Origin of the sequence: Chryseobacterium culicis (assembly GCF_002979755.1) — a bacterium.
GTDB lineage: Bacteria > Bacteroidota > Bacteroidia > Flavobacteriales > Weeksellaceae > Chryseobacterium > Chryseobacterium culicis_A.
In genome coordinates, this window is the sequence record NZ_PCPP01000001.1 from 1,353,907 (window position 1) to 1,370,100 (window position 16,194).

Below are 16,194 nucleotides of genomic sequence, written 5' to 3' on the forward strand. Positions count from 1 at the left end.
CATAAAAGTTTACGTTTCACTATTTATCATAATATTTTCAAGAAAAAACATTAATTTAACCCTTTCAAATCAGCAGATTTCATGCAACAGCAAAAAATAAAAATCTCACAGGCCATTATCTGGATAAGCTCTATTTTTCTGGGCATTTTATCTTCTGTACCTCAGCTTGCATCCCATCAGTTCAACTGGAAAGAAGCCGTTGTCAACTCCGGAATTACGGCTGCATTTTCTGTCATCATGTGGTACATCAATATTTACATGCTGAACCGCACAAAAAAACGAAGACAGCATATTTCCTATTCAAGGTTGATGGTGATCCTGGGTTTTGGAATGGTGATTATGTTTGGCCTGGCCTGGATTCAGCAGCTGATTCTTTCCCACATTAATTTTGGCCCGGTGATGCTGATGATTGAAGTAAGAGGAATTTTAATCAATCTGGTCTGCTATATGTTCCTGAATCTTCTTCAGAACAATTATACAGGACAACAGGTACAGCTGGAACTGGAAAAGGTAAAAAGTGACAATCTTGGAGCTCAGTATGAACTGTTAAAACAGCAAATCAATCCTCATTTTCTCTTCAACAGCCTGAATACGTTAAAACTGATGGCAGAAACCCGTGATGAAGAAACAGTGGACTTTATTGTGAAGCTTTCCGATTTTTACAGATTTACCCTCGAAAGCCGAAAATTAGACCTGATCAGTGTTCAGGAAGAAATGAAAATAGTAAATGCTTATCTTTTTCTTCAGAAAGCACGTTTTGGTGACGGCATTATGTTTACCAATGAGCTTGGAAAAGAAACCTGCTCTACTCTTATTCCTCCTTTTACGCTTCAGCTTCTGGTGGAAAATTGTATCAAGCATAATATTGTTTCACAAAGTAAACCTTTACATATTAAAATCTATACTGCTCACGGTAATATTGTGATTGAAAATCCGATACAGCGAAAAGTAAATACTGAAGATTCTTTGGGGGTTGGACTTGACAATATTAAAATGCGTTACAAACACTTGCTGGAAAAGGATATTACTATTCATTCAGACGAAAAAACATTTCAGATAAAACTACCATTAATCCATGAATATAATCATTATTGAAGACGAATTCAGGGCCGCAAAATCCCTTCAGAATTTAATTTCAGAGTTAAAACCGGACTCAAAGATATTGGGTGTTTACGACAGTATTGAAGCAAGTATTGAAGGCTTAAAGGAGATCAAACCCGATCTTATTTTTATGGATATCCATCTTTCGGACGGACTTTCATTTGAAATTTTCAAATCGGTGGACATCACCTGTCCTGTAGTTTTTTGTACCGCTTTTGACCAGTACATGCTGGATGCCTTTAAAAGCAAGGGAGTGGATTATGTTTTAAAACCATTTTCCAGGGAAGATATTGCTGAAGCTTTGAGAAAAGTTGATGAACTGAAAAAATTCTTTCAGAAGAATGATCTCCCCGATCTGGAATTGCTGATACAAAAAATCAACCAGCCTGCTCCTACTGGTAAGAGTAGTTTTCTGGTTTTTAAAAATCAAAAATACACTACAGTTCTTACTGAAGATATTGCGTATTTTTATATCCATAATGAGATCACTCATCTTGTTACATTTGCAAAAGAACAGTTTCCCCTCACCCAGCCTTTGGGACAGGTTGCAGAACAGATCTCTGACAAACAATTTTTCAGAGTCAACAGACAGTATATTGTTAATTTTAAAGCAATTAAGGAGATGGAACATTATTTTCAGCGAAAAATATTGGTAAAACTCACCATTGAAACCCCTGAAAAGCTTCTTATTAATAAAGAAAAAACCCATAGTTTCTTTACGTGGCTGGAGGATAGATGATGTAAGGAAGCTGGAAGTAGGAGGCTGGAAGAAGGAAGTACTTGCAGTCATTCTAAGATATAGATCTCTTTTGAAATACATTATACCCCTGATTGAGATGATCAGGGTTTTCTTTTGCTTTAATTTTTTAAGCTTCATTGCTCATATTTTTACTATCAAAAATATAAACATCAATTCCTCTTTGCACTCCAAAAACTTCCAGCCTCCCTCTTCCAGCTTCCAGCCTTAAAACTTTTCCGCCTACAATTTCCGGGTTAACCCTCTGATTTGTCCGGTTAACCCTTTTTTTCATTTTTCTGCCTTTCCAGAGTATCTACTTTTGAATCAAATTAAAAGACATGATACTAAAAAACTTAATCACAGTAAGCGCTTTCACCGCATTATTATTTGCTACGTCAGCATTTATTTATCAAAATAAAGATCAAAAGACAACATTACAGCAAGCTTCCGAAAACAATGGTTTTGCTGTTTTGGAACTCTTTACTTCGGAAGGGTGTTCAAGCTGTCCTCCGGCTGATGAACTTATGGGAAAAATTGAAAAAGAATATAAGGATGAACCTGTTTACCTTCTCTCCTACCATGTGGATTACTGGAACCGCCTTGGATGGAAGGATAGATTCAGTACCGCCGAAAACTCCCAGAGACAGCAGCAATACAGCCGTATCTTACATTCACAGGTGTATACGCCACAGCTGGTAGTCAACGGACAAAAGGAATTTGTAGGTTCTGATGAGGGCAATATCAAAAATGCTATTCAGGAAGCTTTGTTTGCCGCTAAAAAAACAAATGTAGAATTATCTGCAAATGTTTCACAGAATACAATTGATGTGCAGTATAAAACGTCATCCCTTGATCCTCAGGGTATGCTTCTGGTTAATCTGGTTGAAAAACATTCTTCCACTCAGGTAGGAAAAGGTGAAAATGAAGGACGTCATCTGCATCACTGGCAAATCGTACACCAGCAAAACCAGATCTCACTGAATAAGCAACAGGGAGGAACAACAGCATTCAAACTTCCGGAAGGTTTTTCACCACAGAACTGGGAAGTCATAGCCTTTATTCAGAATGTTAAAACCGGAAAAATTTCAGGATCAGCAAAAACAACTTTTCAATAATTTTTTACATCATCAACAATTAAAATTACGACAACAATGAAAACAAAAACAACAAAAATCATCTATTGGGCAGGAGCCATTTTTATGTCACTTTGGTTTGGAGCCAGTGGTTTCTTTGAACTTACAAAAAACCCGGTTGTATGGGACATTACCCAACAGCTTGGCTATCCTCCTCATTTTATTTATATATTGGGTGTTTTTAAAATTGCAGGTGTTCTTGTCCTTCTCCTTCCCAACAGATTATTAAGACTGAAAGAATGGGTATTTGCAGGAATGTTCTTTGATATTCTCTTTGCTTTCTTTTCAAAAATAGTGGTGCTTGGTTTTCCGTCTACAATAGATGCTATAGTCGCTTTTTCTATGCTCACAATGACTTATCTGATGTTCAGAAAACTCTATTCTCCGGAATTGATATTCGGAGAGGCTTAATGATAAACTCTAATTTTTCTTATGTTAAAACAGATCCTCTCGTTGTCCGGGAGGATTTGTTGTGTAAAAGTAGTGATCAATAAGTTTTGGCTAAAGCCGAATGAATAAATATCTATTAAAAAAGCGGACTAAAGTCCGCTTCTATTGATTGGATTATACGCATGATTAACCATTCCGTTTCGTTAACCACCCCGTCAAAAATTTTTTGAATTTTTGCCACCCCTCCGGAGAAGGGGAATCCTAAGCACCTCATTACTATTGATTGAGATCACTCGTTTCTATTTATCCCCCTAATCCCTAATCCCTAATCCCTGCAACCTATTACCTATTACCTATTACCTATTACCTAATTCATAAAACTTTCCGGAAACCATTCAAATGCGCCGGATTTTGTTTTTGTAAATCCTAGTCCAGGCCATGGTAAATGACTGGCAAATGCTCTGGTCTTAGTTTCTGCCAACTGCTGAAGATTTTTTCTTCTTGAAGCGGTTGCAATTTCCAGATCAGTATCTCCGGAAAATCCCCAATCAGGATGAGGAAAAAGAATGATATCAGAATGGATAAGGTCAGCAATATACAATAGCTTTTCATTCCCCGAAGATATTGTGGTAATGGTTAAACCCGGGGTATGACCGGGAGCCAGCTGAAAACTGAAATACTTATACAGCGGATTATCAAAATCATAGAACTTCAGTTTCGGCTGAATGGTCTTTAATATGTTTTGAAGAGCAGGAATAATATGATTGAGAACTTCAGGGTGATTTTTCAAAGCACTGTTATTAAAATCTTTAAGGGAAGCTTTCATCCAGAAATCATGTTCAATTTTTGAAATGAAAATATTGGCATTCGGAAAAACCAGATTCTGTTTTTTATCGATAACGCCCCCAATATGATCAGGATGTGCGTGAGAAATAAAAATATCGGTGATATCTTTTGGAGAGAACCCTGCTTTTTGAAGGCTTTTTAGTAAAAATCCGGTTCTTTCATCAGCAAAATTCCCCATTCCGGCATCCATCATAATAAGCTTATCTTTTGTTTTAATCAATAGGATATTCATCGCCAGATCAATATAATGATCCGGTCTGAAATGATCTGTAAGAATTGATTTCAGTTCCGAAATATTGGCTCTCGGAGCAAAGGTGTTCACATTTTCTTCACGGATATACCCATCGGTAAGTACAAATAATTCAAGTTCTCCAAACTTTAATTTCTTAAAACCGGAAAGATCATCTTCAGTTTTTTCAACAGTTGTTTTAGACTGTGCCATTAAACCGGAAAAAGGGATCATGCTTAATGTTCCCGCTAATAATCCGTTCTTTAATAATTCTCTTCTGTTCATAGGTTAGGTTTGTTCATTTTAACTATCAAAACAAAAAACTGAGTTCCTTTCATGATTGGGAACTCAGTTTTTATATCATAGTCTTTTAGTTATTGACCAATTTCATTGAACCTTCGGTATATCTTTCCCCTACATTCGGGTATTTTTTCAGAATAGCATCAATGGTATCCAGATCTGATTGGGAAAGCTCTATATTGACAGCGGCAATATTTTCTTCCAGATATTTAATTCGCTTAGTGCCTGGAATTGGGATAATATCATCTCCCTGGTTCAATACCCAGGCTAATGCGAGCTGAGTTCCTTTCACGCCTTTGGAAGCGGCAAGCTCATTAATCTCGTTAGCCAGTTTGGTATTATTTTCAAGATATTCCTGCTGATAACGTGGTAATGATTTTCTAAAATCGTCATCACCAAGGTTCTGTACATCATAGATATTGGTGAAAAGTCCTCTCGCCAACGGTGAGTAAGGAACTAAAGAAATTCCCAACTCTCTGATGGTTGGTAAAATCTCTTTTTCAACATCTTTGGTCAAAATAGAATATTCTGACTGTAAGGCTGCGATCGGGTGAATTTTGTTAGCTTTTCTGATAGACTCTGCCGAAGCTTCAGATAATCCGATATATTTCACTTTTCCTGCTTTCACCAGCTCAGCCATTGCTCCTACTGTTTCTTCCACCGGAACATTCGGGTCTACTCTGTGGGCATAGTAAAGGTCAATGGTATCGATCTTTAATCTTTGAAGGCTTAAATCTACTGCCTGTCTGATCCATTCCGGAGAACCATCAAAATAAGTTCCGGGAGCTCCGCTGTGGCTGGCTTTTCCATCTTTAAACCTGAACCCGAACTTGGTCGCAATAAAAATCTTATCTCGGTTCGGAACCAGAACTTTAGAGATCAGTTTTTCATTTTCCCCATTGGCATACATATCTGCTGTATCCCAGAAATTAACGCCTAAATCTAATGCTCTGTGCAGGGTATTGATACTTTCCTGCTCATCGGTAGGACCATAAGCAAAACTCATTCCCATGCATCCTAGTCCGATGGCTGATAACTGTTCTTCTGTGTTTCCTAATTTTTTAAATTTCATGATAGGTATGATTTAATTTTACAAGACAAAATTAGAACAAGTAAGGACCAACCACGATATAGAATTCAAACTAAGAATTATAAAATTCAAACAACATCCATTCTTAAGGCATTGGGAGTAATTCCGGTTTGTTTTTTAAAGTAATTGGTAAAATAGGCGGGTTCTTCGAAACCTAATCCATAAGCGATCTCAGAAATATTCCAGTCTGTATGTTTCAATAAAGCATTGGCTTCCTGAATAATCCTTCCGGTAATCTGCTGACTGGTTGTTTTCCCTGTAATCTCTTTTACGGAACGGTTTAAAGAATTCACATGAATGGAAAGACTCTGAGCATAATCATTAGGCGTTTTTAATTTTAAAAAAGCTTCAGGACTATCGATAGGAAACTGTCTTTCCAGGAGCTCCATGAATAAAGAAGCAACTCTTTGTGAAGCATTCTGATAAGGTTCAAAGCTGTCTGCAGGCTGCATCCTCATCGTTTCATGAATCATCAGGTGAAGATAAGCTCTCAGCATATCATATTTATGAATATAATCCGACTGGATTTCCGTCATCATTTTCGTGTACATCTCAGAAAGTATTCTCTGCTGTTCTTCATTGACAAAGAAAACCGGAGTTCCTCCAATCTTAAAAAGCGGAGAATCCTGAAGATTTCCCATACGGCTTCCATTATGCAGAAACTGGTCTGTAAACAGACAAAACCAGCCTTTCTGATCTTCATCATCAGCCTCCCAGGAATAAGGAATAATAGGGTTTGAAAACAATAAGGCAGGGCGGTCTACTTTAATCCATTTATCGGCATAATGAAGTTTCCCTTTTCCTATGATCAGTGAAATTTTATAATAATCTCTTCTGCTGTAAGGGGTAAGAGGAGAACAGTATTCTCTTGAAAAGACATTAAAATGCCCCATTTTATTCACCCCAATACACTGTGATGCAAGATTGGGAGCGTTTCTTTCATAAAAACCTTTGAGTGACTCGTGTGATTTCATAGATCAAAGTTATAAAAATCAAACAAATTAAATAACAATAATAAATAATCCTGGGATTGAAAAAATAAAATGGCTGACAAAAAGATGCCAGCCATTTAAAGTGATATAGATTTGATAATGGGTTAATCCCAATCGTCATCATGTCCATGACCACGATGTTTATTTTGTTTTTTGTAGTATTTCTCCTGATTTTTATAATACTTTTCCTGTTGTTTACGGTATTTTTTATAGTCGTTTTTATTTCTGCCGTAAACAATTACAGGGTTCTGACCTCTGTAATATTTCTTTTTAAAAATGATATACTTTTCTCTTCCCAGAATTCTTTCCAGCTCCGAATAACGGTCGTTTCTCCATCTTCCCGGCTCCACTACATACACTCTGTTCCATGTATCATAATCATGGTATCTGTCATTCAGCACATATATTTGATTGGCCTGCGTTGTTGAAAGCACAAGATCTGTAATTACTCTTTGCCAATTGATATCTGAGATACTCCTTCTGTAATCATTATAATAATCTGACTGGGCATAACTCAAACTAAATGTCCCAACCAATAATGCTGTTAATATTAATTTTTTCATTTCACTCCACTTTAAAATTAAACATGAAGAGATAGTCAATTAAAGTGCCAATCCTTCATCACAAATGCTAATATTTGTTAAGAAAAATCATAAACAACTGATTATCTTTAAAATATTTTACACATTTTTCAGGAAATCATTACAGATTAGCCATCTTGAAATTACATTCACAATACATTTAATTTTATTAAACAGAGATTTTTGATAAACAAATAATAATCAGTAAACCGGGATTAAATTTAGTCTTATAAAGAGTAAATATTCTAAGTTTTAGCTAAAGCCAATGGATGTCTTTTAAAAGTCTGGCTGGGCTAAAGCCCACCCCTATTGAATTTTAATAACAACATCTTTTATCTTTTATCTTTTATCTTTTATCTTTTATCTTTTATCTTTTATCTTTTATCTTTTATCTTTTATCTTTTCACATTTATGTTATAAAATTCGTTAAGATTCCTAAAAACTATTATTTCATATGATTTAATTTCGTAATTTTAATGAAGAGAATGTTTTTAAGAAGATCTTCTCAAATTATTTTTAATCATCCAAATCTTACATTATTATGGAAAATATAAAGTTTCAGGTATCTCAATATCAGGATGAATTGCAGCTACTTATAGATGGGAAAAAGGCAGGCTATATGTCCATAGAGGTTGATGGAAGACTGCTTATCGTATATTACACGAAACTTGAAGAAGAGCGTGAGGGAAAAGGATACGCCAAATTATTACTGGATGAGCTGGTACGCTACGCAGAAGAGAAAGATTTGCTTGTAGATCCGGAATGTGATTTTGTAAGACAGCAGTTTGAAAATCACCCTGCGAGATATAAAGAAATCTGGCATGCCTGATCAGCTTTCCCACCAGGCTGTAAATTTTTGTTCTGACTGATTCAGATCTACTACCTCGCCGATCATCGGAGTGAGGATATCCAGTTTTTTTTCTTTTCCAAGAGCCGTTATCTTTTGAAAAGGCTCATTCCATGGATGCAGTGCCAATGCAAATTTTGCCGCATGCACCGGAATAATACGTTCTGCTTTAAGATCCGTTCCAGCCTGAATAACATCCTCCGGCAATGTATGGATATACCTCCACGCCTCTCCATACTGTCCGTTCTCAAGAATAGCATAATCAAAAGGTCCATATTGCTCACCAATCGTTTTAAAATGAGAATCATAGCCACTGTCTCCTCCTAAGAAAATTCTTTTTGTAGGCGTTATCAAAACATAGGAACTCCAAAGTGTATCATTCTGCCTTACCCTTCTGCCGGAAAAGTGTCTGGCAGGAGTAAAAACAATTTTTATATCATTTTTCAGAGTAACTTCTGTTCCCCATTCTTCTTCGATAAGTTTGTTTTCAGCATAGCCCCATCTTTCCAAATGCACACCTACTCCCAAAGGTATAATGGCCATTTCCGTTCTTCCTTCAATAGATTTTACGGTAGGATAATCCAAATGATCGAAATGATCGTGGGTTATTACCAGATAGTCGAGATTGGGAATGTCTTCGGATTGAAAGATCTCTGAGCCTTTAAATGCTTTATTAAAGTATTTGAATGGTGAACCATACAGACTCAAGACGGGATCAATTAAAAAAGAAACACCATCGGTTTGCAGATAATAAGACGAATGTCCCAACCAGACAAAAACATCTTGATTCTTATCGATACTTTTTAAATCAGTATGAAACGATGGAATAGTTTTCAAAGGTTTCAGCAAAGGATCTTTCTTTCCTAAAAAGAAATCATATGTCACTTTCCACATTTTGTAGCCTTCTGTAATGGAAGGGGTATGGTTTATATTCTGAAACTGTCTTTTTTTATAAAGTTTCGAATTCCTGATGCGTTTCAGCCTGTTTCCTTTGGGCACTCCGCCAAACGCTTTCATATTAATCACGATAAAAAAGGTAACTGTCAAAACAGCTACAGTCGTAATAATCCAATAAATCATCTGTATAAAATAAACTTCAAATGTATTGACTTTTGCTTTTAAATGAAAACATATTCCATTTTACTGCATTTTTTAACTAAATTTATCATGTATTTTAAAAAATTTATTATGTCTTTAGGTCATCATTAATTTTAAACTTTCTATTTTAGCACCTTAAAAAAACTCAGATACATTGAAAAATTATTCGGTAATATTTCTTCTCGCTATCTTTTCGTCATGTGCCTCTATAAAAAAACATAACGAACAGCGGGCTTCATGTATTCCACCGGAGCAACTTAAGGAGGATATAGATTTTGCTTATTCAAAATTACAGCAAATGCATCCTCAACTATACTGGTATATTCCTAAGAAGGAATTGGAATATAAATTTGACAGTCTTAAACAGACAATCACCGAACCTCTTACTCCTCTACAGTTTTATTTTAAGCTCCAGCCTGTCATTGCTGGAATTCGCGAAGGGCATCTTTCATTAAGAATTCCCAGAAAGAAATTTACCAAAACCGAAATCAAAAGACTGGAACATCAGAAAGGAATGTTCAGCCGTTTTGAATATTACATTTCTGGAGACCGGATGTATATCATTCAAAACAGAGATTCTATTGAAAATATACAACCGGGAACTGAGATTTTATCCATCAACAATATCCCTGTATCTGATTATATAAAGAAGTACAGAGGCCTGATCAGTAGTGATGGTGATAATACCACTTTCCAGCCGTATTTTTTAAAAGATCTGTTCTTTAATTTCTATACTGCAGAAAATGGATTTGGGACTCAAGCTACTCTTGAAACCCTTTATGAGGGAGAAAAGCGAACATATACCTTAACCCGAGAAACGAAATCCGATTCTGATCTTGAAAAGGATAAGGAAATGCAGAAAAAAACTCCGGAAAAGAAACTGAATGACTATGTAGCCTCCAGTAATTCTTATAACAGGAGTTTCAGATTTCTGGATAAAGACAGTACCATTGCTTATATTAAGGTGAAAAGCTTTTCAAGAGATTATTCGGATGAATTTTATAAAAAAACTTTTGCCAAGATCAGTCATGCAAAATCTTCCTACCTTATCATAGATGTCCGAAATAACTATGGTGGATCATTGTATGAAATCAATAATCTGTATTCTTATCTGGCCGATGAACCATTTACCCTGATCAAACCGTCTCAGCTCACTTCCAGGAATGTTCCTCTGCGTACAAATTATTTCAGAAAAAGTACTCCCTTAGAATATGCCCTTAAAAGCATTGCCTATCCGAGCTACTTTTTTGCACAGACTTTCAGTACGTATAAAAAGGATGGAAAAGTATTCTACAAGATGAAGGCTGACAAACCTACAAAACCCAAAAAGGAATCCTTTCACGGAAAAGTTTTTGTATTGATCAACGGAGGAAGTTTCTCCGCATCTTCTATTATTACCGCTAAGCTTAAAAACGACAAAAGAGCAACGCTGGTAGGAGAAGAAACCGGAGGTGCCAATGACGGAACTGTTGCCGGTTTTTATTCGTATCAGAAACTTCCGAATTCTGAAATAAGATTTCCTATCGGATTGCTTTTGGTACAGCCTAATATTAATTTTTCAGACTCACGGAAAGGGGTTGTCCCTGATGTGACTATTACTGAAAATATGCAGGATATTCTCGATAAAAAAGATCCTCAGCTGGATTGGATAAAAAATGAAATAGCAAAAGAAAAGCAAAATAAAGGACAATAAGTATAGAGTTTCGGCGGGCTTTCAGCCCGCCGAAATCTTTTTTATCATTTCAACTCTTCCAGAAGATTTTCAATGTGCTGAATGTATCTTCCGTAATAGCGGTGAAACCAGAATTTTCCAGCCAGATACAGTAAAAACAATCCTATAATCACCGATCCGATTAAAATGACGGCAATCTTCAGTTCACTCAATGGTTTTGGCCAGGGAATAAATTCCAGGACAATAAGAATTTCACACACCAGAAATGGGGCAAAACTGATGTAGTATGAGAGATAATACTGTTTATTAAGGTTCAGCTGCATCACCAGATCTTTCAGAGAATCATAAGTTTTGGGTGCAGGATTACTGATTTCATTATACAGTTTAAAGAACTTACTGAAAAAGAAAACGGTGACAATAAGCATGGAAGCAATCAAAACCGTTATGTACAATTGAAGTTTGAATGGTCTGCATACAGAGCACACCAGAAAGGCGAAAACAAAGATTCCTATTACCCACCAGAATTCCACACGCATATTTTTACGTATTTTTTCAAGGGGAAGATTCAGTTTATTTCTTTGCTCTATACTGATTTCAGGAGTTTCTTCCACAATATCTTCATTCCAGGTATTTTTCAATTCATCTATATTCATAGGATTACTGATTTTAATGTTTGTTGGTTTTTATTTGGCTTAAGATATCTTTAAGTTTATTTTTTGCCCGGTTCATTTTCACTCTTACATTGCCTTCAGAAATACCCATCTGCTCTGCAATCTGCTTTCCTGAAAAGTCTTCGAGATAATAGAATATAAAGGCTTTATCAATGGGATTGAGCTGATGAATCGCTTTATACATTTCTGTCAGTCTTTCTTCTTTATGGTAATCATAATCTTCCTGAACAATGATTTGATTAGAAAAATCTTCACGGGCAATAAAGCTTCTTCTCTTTTCTGTTTTAAGGAAAATAATCGCTGTATTCAAAGAGATTCTGTACAGCCATGTAGAAAATTCACTTTCCCCTCTGAAACCGGGAAATGCTTTCCAGAGCTGATAGGTAATCTCCTGAAAAAGATCATCACGATCATCCTTTTCAGTCATGTACATTTTAGAAATCTTAAATAGGATTCCTTTATGCTGTTCAATTTTACGTATAAACTCTTGTTCTAATGAGGTCATAGCTTGTTACTATAGAGTTAGTTTTCATTTAAAAAAATTGTTACAGATTTTCACAAAAGAAATAAAAAAACCTGACAGAAAAGTACTGTCAGGTCTCATTTTGTGTGTTTTTTAAACTTTTTACTATTTTCTCTGAATAGTATGACTCGAAATAATTTTTATTGGATTTTATCTTTAAAAGCCCATCAGGGCCAATATTTTATTGATTTGAACAGTTAGTAGAAAAAAAGTAAAAATGTTACATATAATAAAACCCTGATATTTTTTTTATCAGGGTTTTGTATCAATATTCAGTTCTGATTTATTTAAAATCTAAGAAGTCATCTTTTTCAATATAGTAATTCAGCGCAGTGATAAGTTGAGAAGAAGAAACCTCAGCATACTGGCGGAAGGCAAGATCCACCACATCCTGAATATTCTCATCAGAACACATATACTTAAGTTTATTATGATATACAAAATCAGGTAAGATTTCGTTATCGTTTCCTCCTATATCCAAAGGATCTCCGATAAAAACTTTCATTTCCGGTTCAAATTCATCTTTTGAAGAATAGACCGCATAATTGTATTCAGGATCATAAGACTCCTTCCTGTCTTGCTTACGCTTCACAAGCTCCAGAAATTCTTCTATACAATACATCTGATTTTTAATCTCATCCATCTGATATTTTTTAACAACTCAACTTTTTAAAGATAGAAAATTTATAGAAGATAAAGCGTTTCTAATTCAGTTTATTTAAAGCTCTCTGTAATGATCCGATATCAAGGAAATTAAGTTTTGCCCCCACAATTATGATGATCAAAAGAACAAGTGTCAAAAATAAAATGATAAAAATATACATCGATACAAACCATAAGACCGTATTCAGGATGTTCCCTTGAATCCCCATTTTATGGATAAAAAATTTCTGTGAGCGTTCAAACCATGTTTTTCTCCTTTCCTTTTTAGGAGTTACTTCTATTCCATTAAGTTCATCTACCAGCCGTACCACATCATCAATATATCTTCCATACATATAGTAGATCCAGTATCTGATAATAAAAGCAATCAACAGAAGGGTGATCAGAACGCTGATCCCGAAGATCGCCAGATTATATTCCATATCAAAATGGAAATTAATTTTAATCAGAGACAAAAGAAATCCAAGAGGGATATAAGAAATATAATAGGAAATATAAATCTCTTTTGAGATAAGAAGCTGGGTTTTAAGGCTGAACAGATCATAATTGGTATTGATACTTTTCTTCTGAAGCATCTTATATAATTTCAGAAAGCGGGAATAAAAATAGATGATAATAGCAACCGTCAGGACAGTGACAAATGCTGATATAGTTCTAATATTAGAATCCGCAGATGCAAACGGAAAATTGGTCAGAAGTAAAGGCAGTGTAACAATCATCAGCCAAAACTCTGTCTGCATATTCACTTTCAGCATTTCTAACGGAGAACGTATTTCTCTCTGTTTTTCCAGAGAAATTTCAGGAGACTCCTTTCCTGTATCTTTATCCCAAAGTTCTTTAAAGTTTTCTAAATCCATAGTGTTATCTTTTAATGGGAATCGGCATCTTGTCCACTAATAATCTCTTTCAGTTTTTCTTTAGCTCTTTTCAGCTTTACCCGCGTATTCACTTCGGTAATTCCCAGCTGAAGAGCAATCTCTTTTCCCGAAAACCCTTCTAAAAAGAAAAAGATAAGGGCTTTATCTATGGGGCTCAACTGATGGATGGCTTCATACATCCGCTTCATATTCACATCATCCGTATCATTATAAGGTTCCTGCCGGGCACCCATCCCATCTACATTCTGATTCTGTATAAAACTACGTTTTTTTTCACTTCGCAGGAAAACAATTGCTGTGTTAAGCGCAGTTCTGTAAAGCCATGTAGAGAAATCACTTCTCTTTTGAAAATCAGCGTATGATTTCCAGGCCTGGTAAATGATCTCCTGATAGAGGTCATTCTGATCGTCCTTATTATCCATATACATTTTAGAGATCTTGAAAACAACACCTTTGTGTTTTTCAATTTTCTCTAAAAATTCTTTTTCCGGTGAAGACATGATTTACACACTGATCCTTAGATGATATTTCTAAAAACATCACCTTATTATAACACAAAACTCTAATTTCCGGCATTAAGTTAAAAAAATCCTCAATAAAAACATTAGTTTATTGAGGATTTTTATTTTATGTTAAATCAATTGCAATTAGAAAATGTAATCGGTACTTAAAAAGTTAGAATCATGTTCTCTGACAATAGTATTCAGTAACTCTTTATTAGAATCAGTAAGTTTTGCCGCTACTAAAGATCTGATAGAGAACGAACGAAGTGCATCAAAAACAGAAAGTGTTCCTTCCGCACTGTCTTTTCTTCCGGTAAAAGGAAAAACATCCGGACCTCGCTGTGCCTGACAGTTGATGTTGACACGGCTTACAAGATTGACAAATGGATCAATCAGTCTTGCTACTTCATGGGGATCTTCACTGAAAATGCTCACCTGCATCCCATGGGAAGCATTCACCTGATATTCTATAGGTTCTTCTATATCTTCAAAGGGAACAACAGGAATCACAGGGCCAAACTGCTCTTCATGATACAGTTTCATATCACTGTTTACGGGATACACTACCGCCGGAAAAACAAAAGATTCATCTGTATAGCCTCCATCTTTATTCAGAACTGCAGCTCCTTTCTGTAAAGCATCATCAATACATTCTTTTAAATATGAAGGTTTGTTCACTTCCGGAAGTGGTGTTATTTTAACGTCTTTTTCCCACGGCAGCCCAGCCTTTAGCGCAGAAACGGCAGCAGTCAATTTCTCAGTAAACTCCAAAGCCACTTCTTTCTGAACAAATATCAGCTTGAGTGCGGTACAACGCTGTCCATTGAAAGAAAGCGCTCCTAAAATACACTCGCTCACCGCTACATCCAGATTGGCGTTTTTGGTCACAATAGCTGCATTTTTCGCATCCAAACTTAAAATAGCTCTTAAACGGTTCACTTTCGGATGGAGTTTTTTCAGTCCGTTAGCCACTTTACTTGAACCGATAAAAGCCAACACATTCACTTTTCCGCTTTCCATGATCGGTGTGATGATTTCTGACCCTTTTCCGTATAGGGTATTCACCGTTCCTTTCGGGAATGCTTCTTTGAAAGCGTTTAATAAAGGATAATGAGCCAATACCCCATGTTTTGGAAGTTTAAAAAGAATGGTATTTCCCATAATCAGCGCCGGAATCAATGTGGTAAAAATTTCATTCAGAGGATAATTAAATGGTCCCATACTTAACACCACGCCAAGCGGTGCCCTTCTGATCTGTGCAATCGTTCCTTCTGCCTGTTGAAAACGGGATGATTCCCTGTCGAGATCTTTCAATGCATCAATGGTCTGATTGATATAATCTACAGTACGGTCAAATTCCTTGGTAGAATCTGCCAGCGTTTTTCCGATCTCCCACATCAGCAGTTTAATGATCAAATCTCTCTGCTGAATCATCAGGTATACGAATTTCTGCATGCATTTGATACGTCCTTCCACAGACATTGTCGGCCATTCGCCAAGTCCATTATCATAGGCTTTCACACAGGCTTCAAGAACTTCCATAGCCTCATTTGGACCAATATTCGGAATACTTCCCAGAAGCTTTCTTTCCAATCCGTTTTCTGTGGGGATGCATACCGGAGAATAGATTTCGGTAACATCGCCGTTCCACTCTACCAGTTCGCCATTCAAAAGATAAGTTCTCTGATGAATGACCGGAACTTTATATTCTTCCGGAATTTCGTTTTCTGCTTTAAAAATGTGATGAAATGATGCTGTATTTTCTGAACTCATAAATCTTTCTATTTTTTTATGTGATAAGATTGAAGACGATTTCATAAGTCAAATGATTTGACTCATGTCATTTTGACGAAGGAAGAATCTTAGTGATCTATACTCTATAAAATTCTTCATTACATACAGAATGACAATTCTGAAACAGTTCTTTTTAATAATATA

Annotated in this window: 18 protein-coding genes; 6 read left to right on the top strand and 12 right to left on the bottom strand. The window is 35.9% G+C overall.

Going from position 1 to position 16,194, the window contains the following annotated elements; translation table 11 throughout:
• Nucleotides 1-81: 81 nt before the first annotated feature.
• Together CQ022_RS06305 and CQ022_RS06310 are read left to right on the top strand one after the other, a co-directional pair.
• Nucleotides 82-1,095: a sensor histidine kinase gene (locus tag CQ022_RS06305; protein ID WP_105681834.1), complete on the top strand. Its 1,014-nt coding sequence runs from the start codon at nt 82-84 to the stop codon at nt 1,093-1,095.
• Nucleotides 1,076-1,840 (top strand): LytR/AlgR family response regulator transcription factor, encoded by a 765-nt coding sequence (locus CQ022_RS06310; RefSeq protein ID WP_105681833.1) that lies wholly within the window; start codon nt 1,076-1,078, stop codon nt 1,838-1,840. The genes CQ022_RS06305 and CQ022_RS06310 overlap by 20 nt, the downstream gene beginning before the upstream one ends.
• Before the next feature lie 127 nt (nt 1,841-1,967).
• Here CQ022_RS06310 and CQ022_RS22900 read toward each other — a convergent pair whose 3' ends face one another.
• On the bottom strand, nt 1,968-2,132 hold the full coding sequence (locus tag CQ022_RS22900; protein WP_165791629.1) for a hypothetical protein: 165 nt from the start codon (nt 2,130-2,132) through the stop codon (nt 1,968-1,970).
• Between the two features lie 46 nt (nt 2,133-2,178).
• On the opposite strand from CQ022_RS22900, the gene CQ022_RS06315 reads away from it, so the two are divergent.
• The gene (locus tag CQ022_RS06315; protein ID WP_105681832.1) at nt 2,179-2,955 is read left to right on the top strand and encodes a DUF1223 domain-containing protein; all 777 of its coding nucleotides are present in this window, start codon (nt 2,179-2,181) and stop codon (nt 2,953-2,955) included.
• A gap of 36 nt (nt 2,956-2,991) precedes the next feature.
• Nucleotides 2,992-3,384, top strand: coding sequence for a DoxX family protein (locus CQ022_RS06320; protein WP_105681831.1), 393 nt, complete (start codon nt 2,992-2,994; stop codon nt 3,382-3,384).
• A gap of 346 nt (nt 3,385-3,730) precedes the next feature.
• On the opposite strand, the gene CQ022_RS06325 is transcribed toward CQ022_RS06320, so the two are convergent.
• From CQ022_RS06325 to CQ022_RS06340, 4 genes are all read right to left on the bottom strand, one after another.
• Entirely contained in the window at nt 3,731-4,723 is a 993-nt protein-coding gene (locus CQ022_RS06325; protein ID WP_105681830.1) for an MBL fold metallo-hydrolase, read from the bottom strand.
• An 85-nt stretch (nt 4,724-4,808) separates the two neighbouring features.
• Entirely contained in the window at nt 4,809-5,810 is a 1,002-nt protein-coding gene (locus CQ022_RS06330; protein WP_105681829.1) for an aldo/keto reductase, read from the bottom strand.
• 86 nt (nt 5,811-5,896) lie between these two features.
• On the bottom strand, nt 5,897-6,802 hold the full coding sequence (locus CQ022_RS06335; protein WP_105681828.1) for a helix-turn-helix domain-containing protein: 906 nt from the start codon (nt 6,800-6,802) through the stop codon (nt 5,897-5,899).
• A gap of 122 nt (nt 6,803-6,924) precedes the next feature.
• Nucleotides 6,925-7,383 carry a hypothetical protein gene (locus CQ022_RS06340; RefSeq protein ID WP_105681827.1) on the bottom strand — a complete coding sequence of 153 codons (459 nt, stop codon included), beginning with the start codon at nt 7,381-7,383 and terminating at the stop codon, nt 6,925-6,927.
• A 559-nt stretch (nt 7,384-7,942) separates the two neighbouring features.
• Here CQ022_RS06340 and CQ022_RS06345 point away from each other — a divergent pair.
• Complete coding sequence (locus CQ022_RS06345; protein WP_105680615.1) at nt 7,943-8,230, top strand: GNAT family N-acetyltransferase; 288 nt, start codon at nt 7,943-7,945, stop codon at nt 8,228-8,230.
• On the opposite strand, the gene CQ022_RS06350 is transcribed toward CQ022_RS06345, so the two are convergent.
• Nucleotides 8,231-9,328, bottom strand: a complete 1,098-nt coding sequence (locus CQ022_RS06350; protein ID WP_105680616.1) for an MBL fold metallo-hydrolase — start codon at nt 9,326-9,328, stop codon at nt 8,231-8,233.
• 316 nt (nt 9,329-9,644) lie between these two features.
• Between CQ022_RS06350 and CQ022_RS06355 the strand changes: the two genes are divergently transcribed.
• The gene (locus CQ022_RS06355; protein WP_228421474.1) at nt 9,645-11,039 is read left to right on the top strand and encodes a S41 family peptidase; all 1,395 of its coding nucleotides are present in this window, start codon (nt 9,645-9,647) and stop codon (nt 11,037-11,039) included.
• 44 nt (nt 11,040-11,083) lie between these two features.
• On the opposite strand, the gene CQ022_RS06360 is transcribed toward CQ022_RS06355, so the two are convergent.
• From CQ022_RS06360 to CQ022_RS06385, 6 genes are all read right to left on the bottom strand, one after another.
• Nucleotides 11,084-11,671, bottom strand: coding sequence for a hypothetical protein (locus CQ022_RS06360; RefSeq protein ID WP_105680618.1), 588 nt, complete (start codon nt 11,669-11,671; stop codon nt 11,084-11,086).
• Nucleotides 11,672-11,684: 13 nt separating this feature from the next.
• A complete protein-coding gene (locus tag CQ022_RS06365; RefSeq protein WP_105680619.1) occupies nt 11,685-12,194 on the bottom strand; it encodes an RNA polymerase sigma factor in 510 nt (169 codons plus the stop codon).
• Nucleotides 12,195-12,495: 301 nt separating this feature from the next.
• Nucleotides 12,496-12,855, bottom strand: coding sequence for a hypothetical protein (locus tag CQ022_RS06370; protein ID WP_105680620.1), 360 nt, complete (start codon nt 12,853-12,855; stop codon nt 12,496-12,498).
• A gap of 61 nt (nt 12,856-12,916) precedes the next feature.
• Nucleotides 12,917-13,732 (bottom strand): hypothetical protein, encoded by an 816-nt coding sequence (locus CQ022_RS06375; RefSeq protein ID WP_105680621.1) that lies wholly within the window; start codon nt 13,730-13,732, stop codon nt 12,917-12,919.
• 11 nt (nt 13,733-13,743) lie between these two features.
• A complete protein-coding gene (locus tag CQ022_RS06380; protein WP_105680622.1) occupies nt 13,744-14,253 on the bottom strand; it encodes an RNA polymerase sigma factor in 510 nt (169 codons plus the stop codon).
• A 147-nt stretch (nt 14,254-14,400) separates the two neighbouring features.
• Nucleotides 14,401-16,029 (bottom strand): NADP-dependent glyceraldehyde-3-phosphate dehydrogenase, encoded by a 1,629-nt coding sequence (locus CQ022_RS06385; RefSeq protein ID WP_105681774.1) that lies wholly within the window; start codon nt 16,027-16,029, stop codon nt 14,401-14,403.
• Nucleotides 16,030-16,194: the final 165 nt, after the last annotated feature.

Bases quoted from the DNA above. Each gene is read 5' to 3' on its own strand.
- CQ022_RS06340 (WP_105681827.1), bottom strand. From the start codon at position 7,383: ATGAAAAAATTAATATTAACAGCATTATTGGTTGGGACATTTAGTTTG.
- CQ022_RS06360 (WP_105680618.1), bottom strand. From the start codon at position 11,671: ATGAATATAGATGAATTGAAAAATACCTGGAATGAAGATATTGTGGAA.
- CQ022_RS06350 (WP_105680616.1), bottom strand. From the start codon at position 9,328: ATGATTTATTGGATTATTACGACTGTAGCTGTTTTGACAGTTACCTTT.
- CQ022_RS22900 (WP_165791629.1), bottom strand. From the start codon at position 2,132: ATGAAAAAAAGGGTTAACCGGACAAATCAGAGGGTTAACCCGGAAATT.
- CQ022_RS06305 (WP_105681834.1), top strand. From the start codon at position 82: ATGCAACAGCAAAAAATAAAAATCTCACAGGCCATTATCTGGATAAGC.
- CQ022_RS06330 (WP_105681829.1), bottom strand. From the start codon at position 5,810: ATGAAATTTAAAAAATTAGGAAACACAGAAGAACAGTTATCAGCCATC.
- CQ022_RS06315 (WP_105681832.1), top strand. From the start codon at position 2,179: ATGATACTAAAAAACTTAATCACAGTAAGCGCTTTCACCGCATTATTA.
- CQ022_RS06380 (WP_105680622.1), bottom strand. From the start codon at position 14,253: ATGTCTTCACCGGAAAAAGAATTTTTAGAGAAAATTGAAAAACACAAA.
- CQ022_RS06355 (WP_228421474.1), top strand. From the start codon at position 9,645: ATGCATCCTCAACTATACTGGTATATTCCTAAGAAGGAATTGGAATAT.
- CQ022_RS06310 (WP_105681833.1), top strand. From the start codon at position 1,076: ATGAATATAATCATTATTGAAGACGAATTCAGGGCCGCAAAATCCCTT.
- CQ022_RS06345 (WP_105680615.1), top strand. From the start codon at position 7,943: ATGGAAAATATAAAGTTTCAGGTATCTCAATATCAGGATGAATTGCAG.
- CQ022_RS06375 (WP_105680621.1), bottom strand. From the start codon at position 13,732: ATGGATTTAGAAAACTTTAAAGAACTTTGGGATAAAGATACAGGAAAG.
- CQ022_RS06365 (WP_105680619.1), bottom strand. From the start codon at position 12,194: ATGACCTCATTAGAACAAGAGTTTATACGTAAAATTGAACAGCATAAA.
- CQ022_RS06370 (WP_105680620.1), bottom strand. From the start codon at position 12,855: ATGGATGAGATTAAAAATCAGATGTATTGTATAGAAGAATTTCTGGAG.
- CQ022_RS06385 (WP_105681774.1), bottom strand. From the start codon at position 16,029: ATGAGTTCAGAAAATACAGCATCATTTCATCACATTTTTAAAGCAGAA.
- CQ022_RS06325 (WP_105681830.1), bottom strand. From the start codon at position 4,723: ATGAACAGAAGAGAATTATTAAAGAACGGATTATTAGCGGGAACATTA.
- CQ022_RS06320 (WP_105681831.1), top strand. From the start codon at position 2,992: ATGAAAACAAAAACAACAAAAATCATCTATTGGGCAGGAGCCATTTTT.
- CQ022_RS06335 (WP_105681828.1), bottom strand. From the start codon at position 6,802: ATGAAATCACACGAGTCACTCAAAGGTTTTTATGAAAGAAACGCTCCC.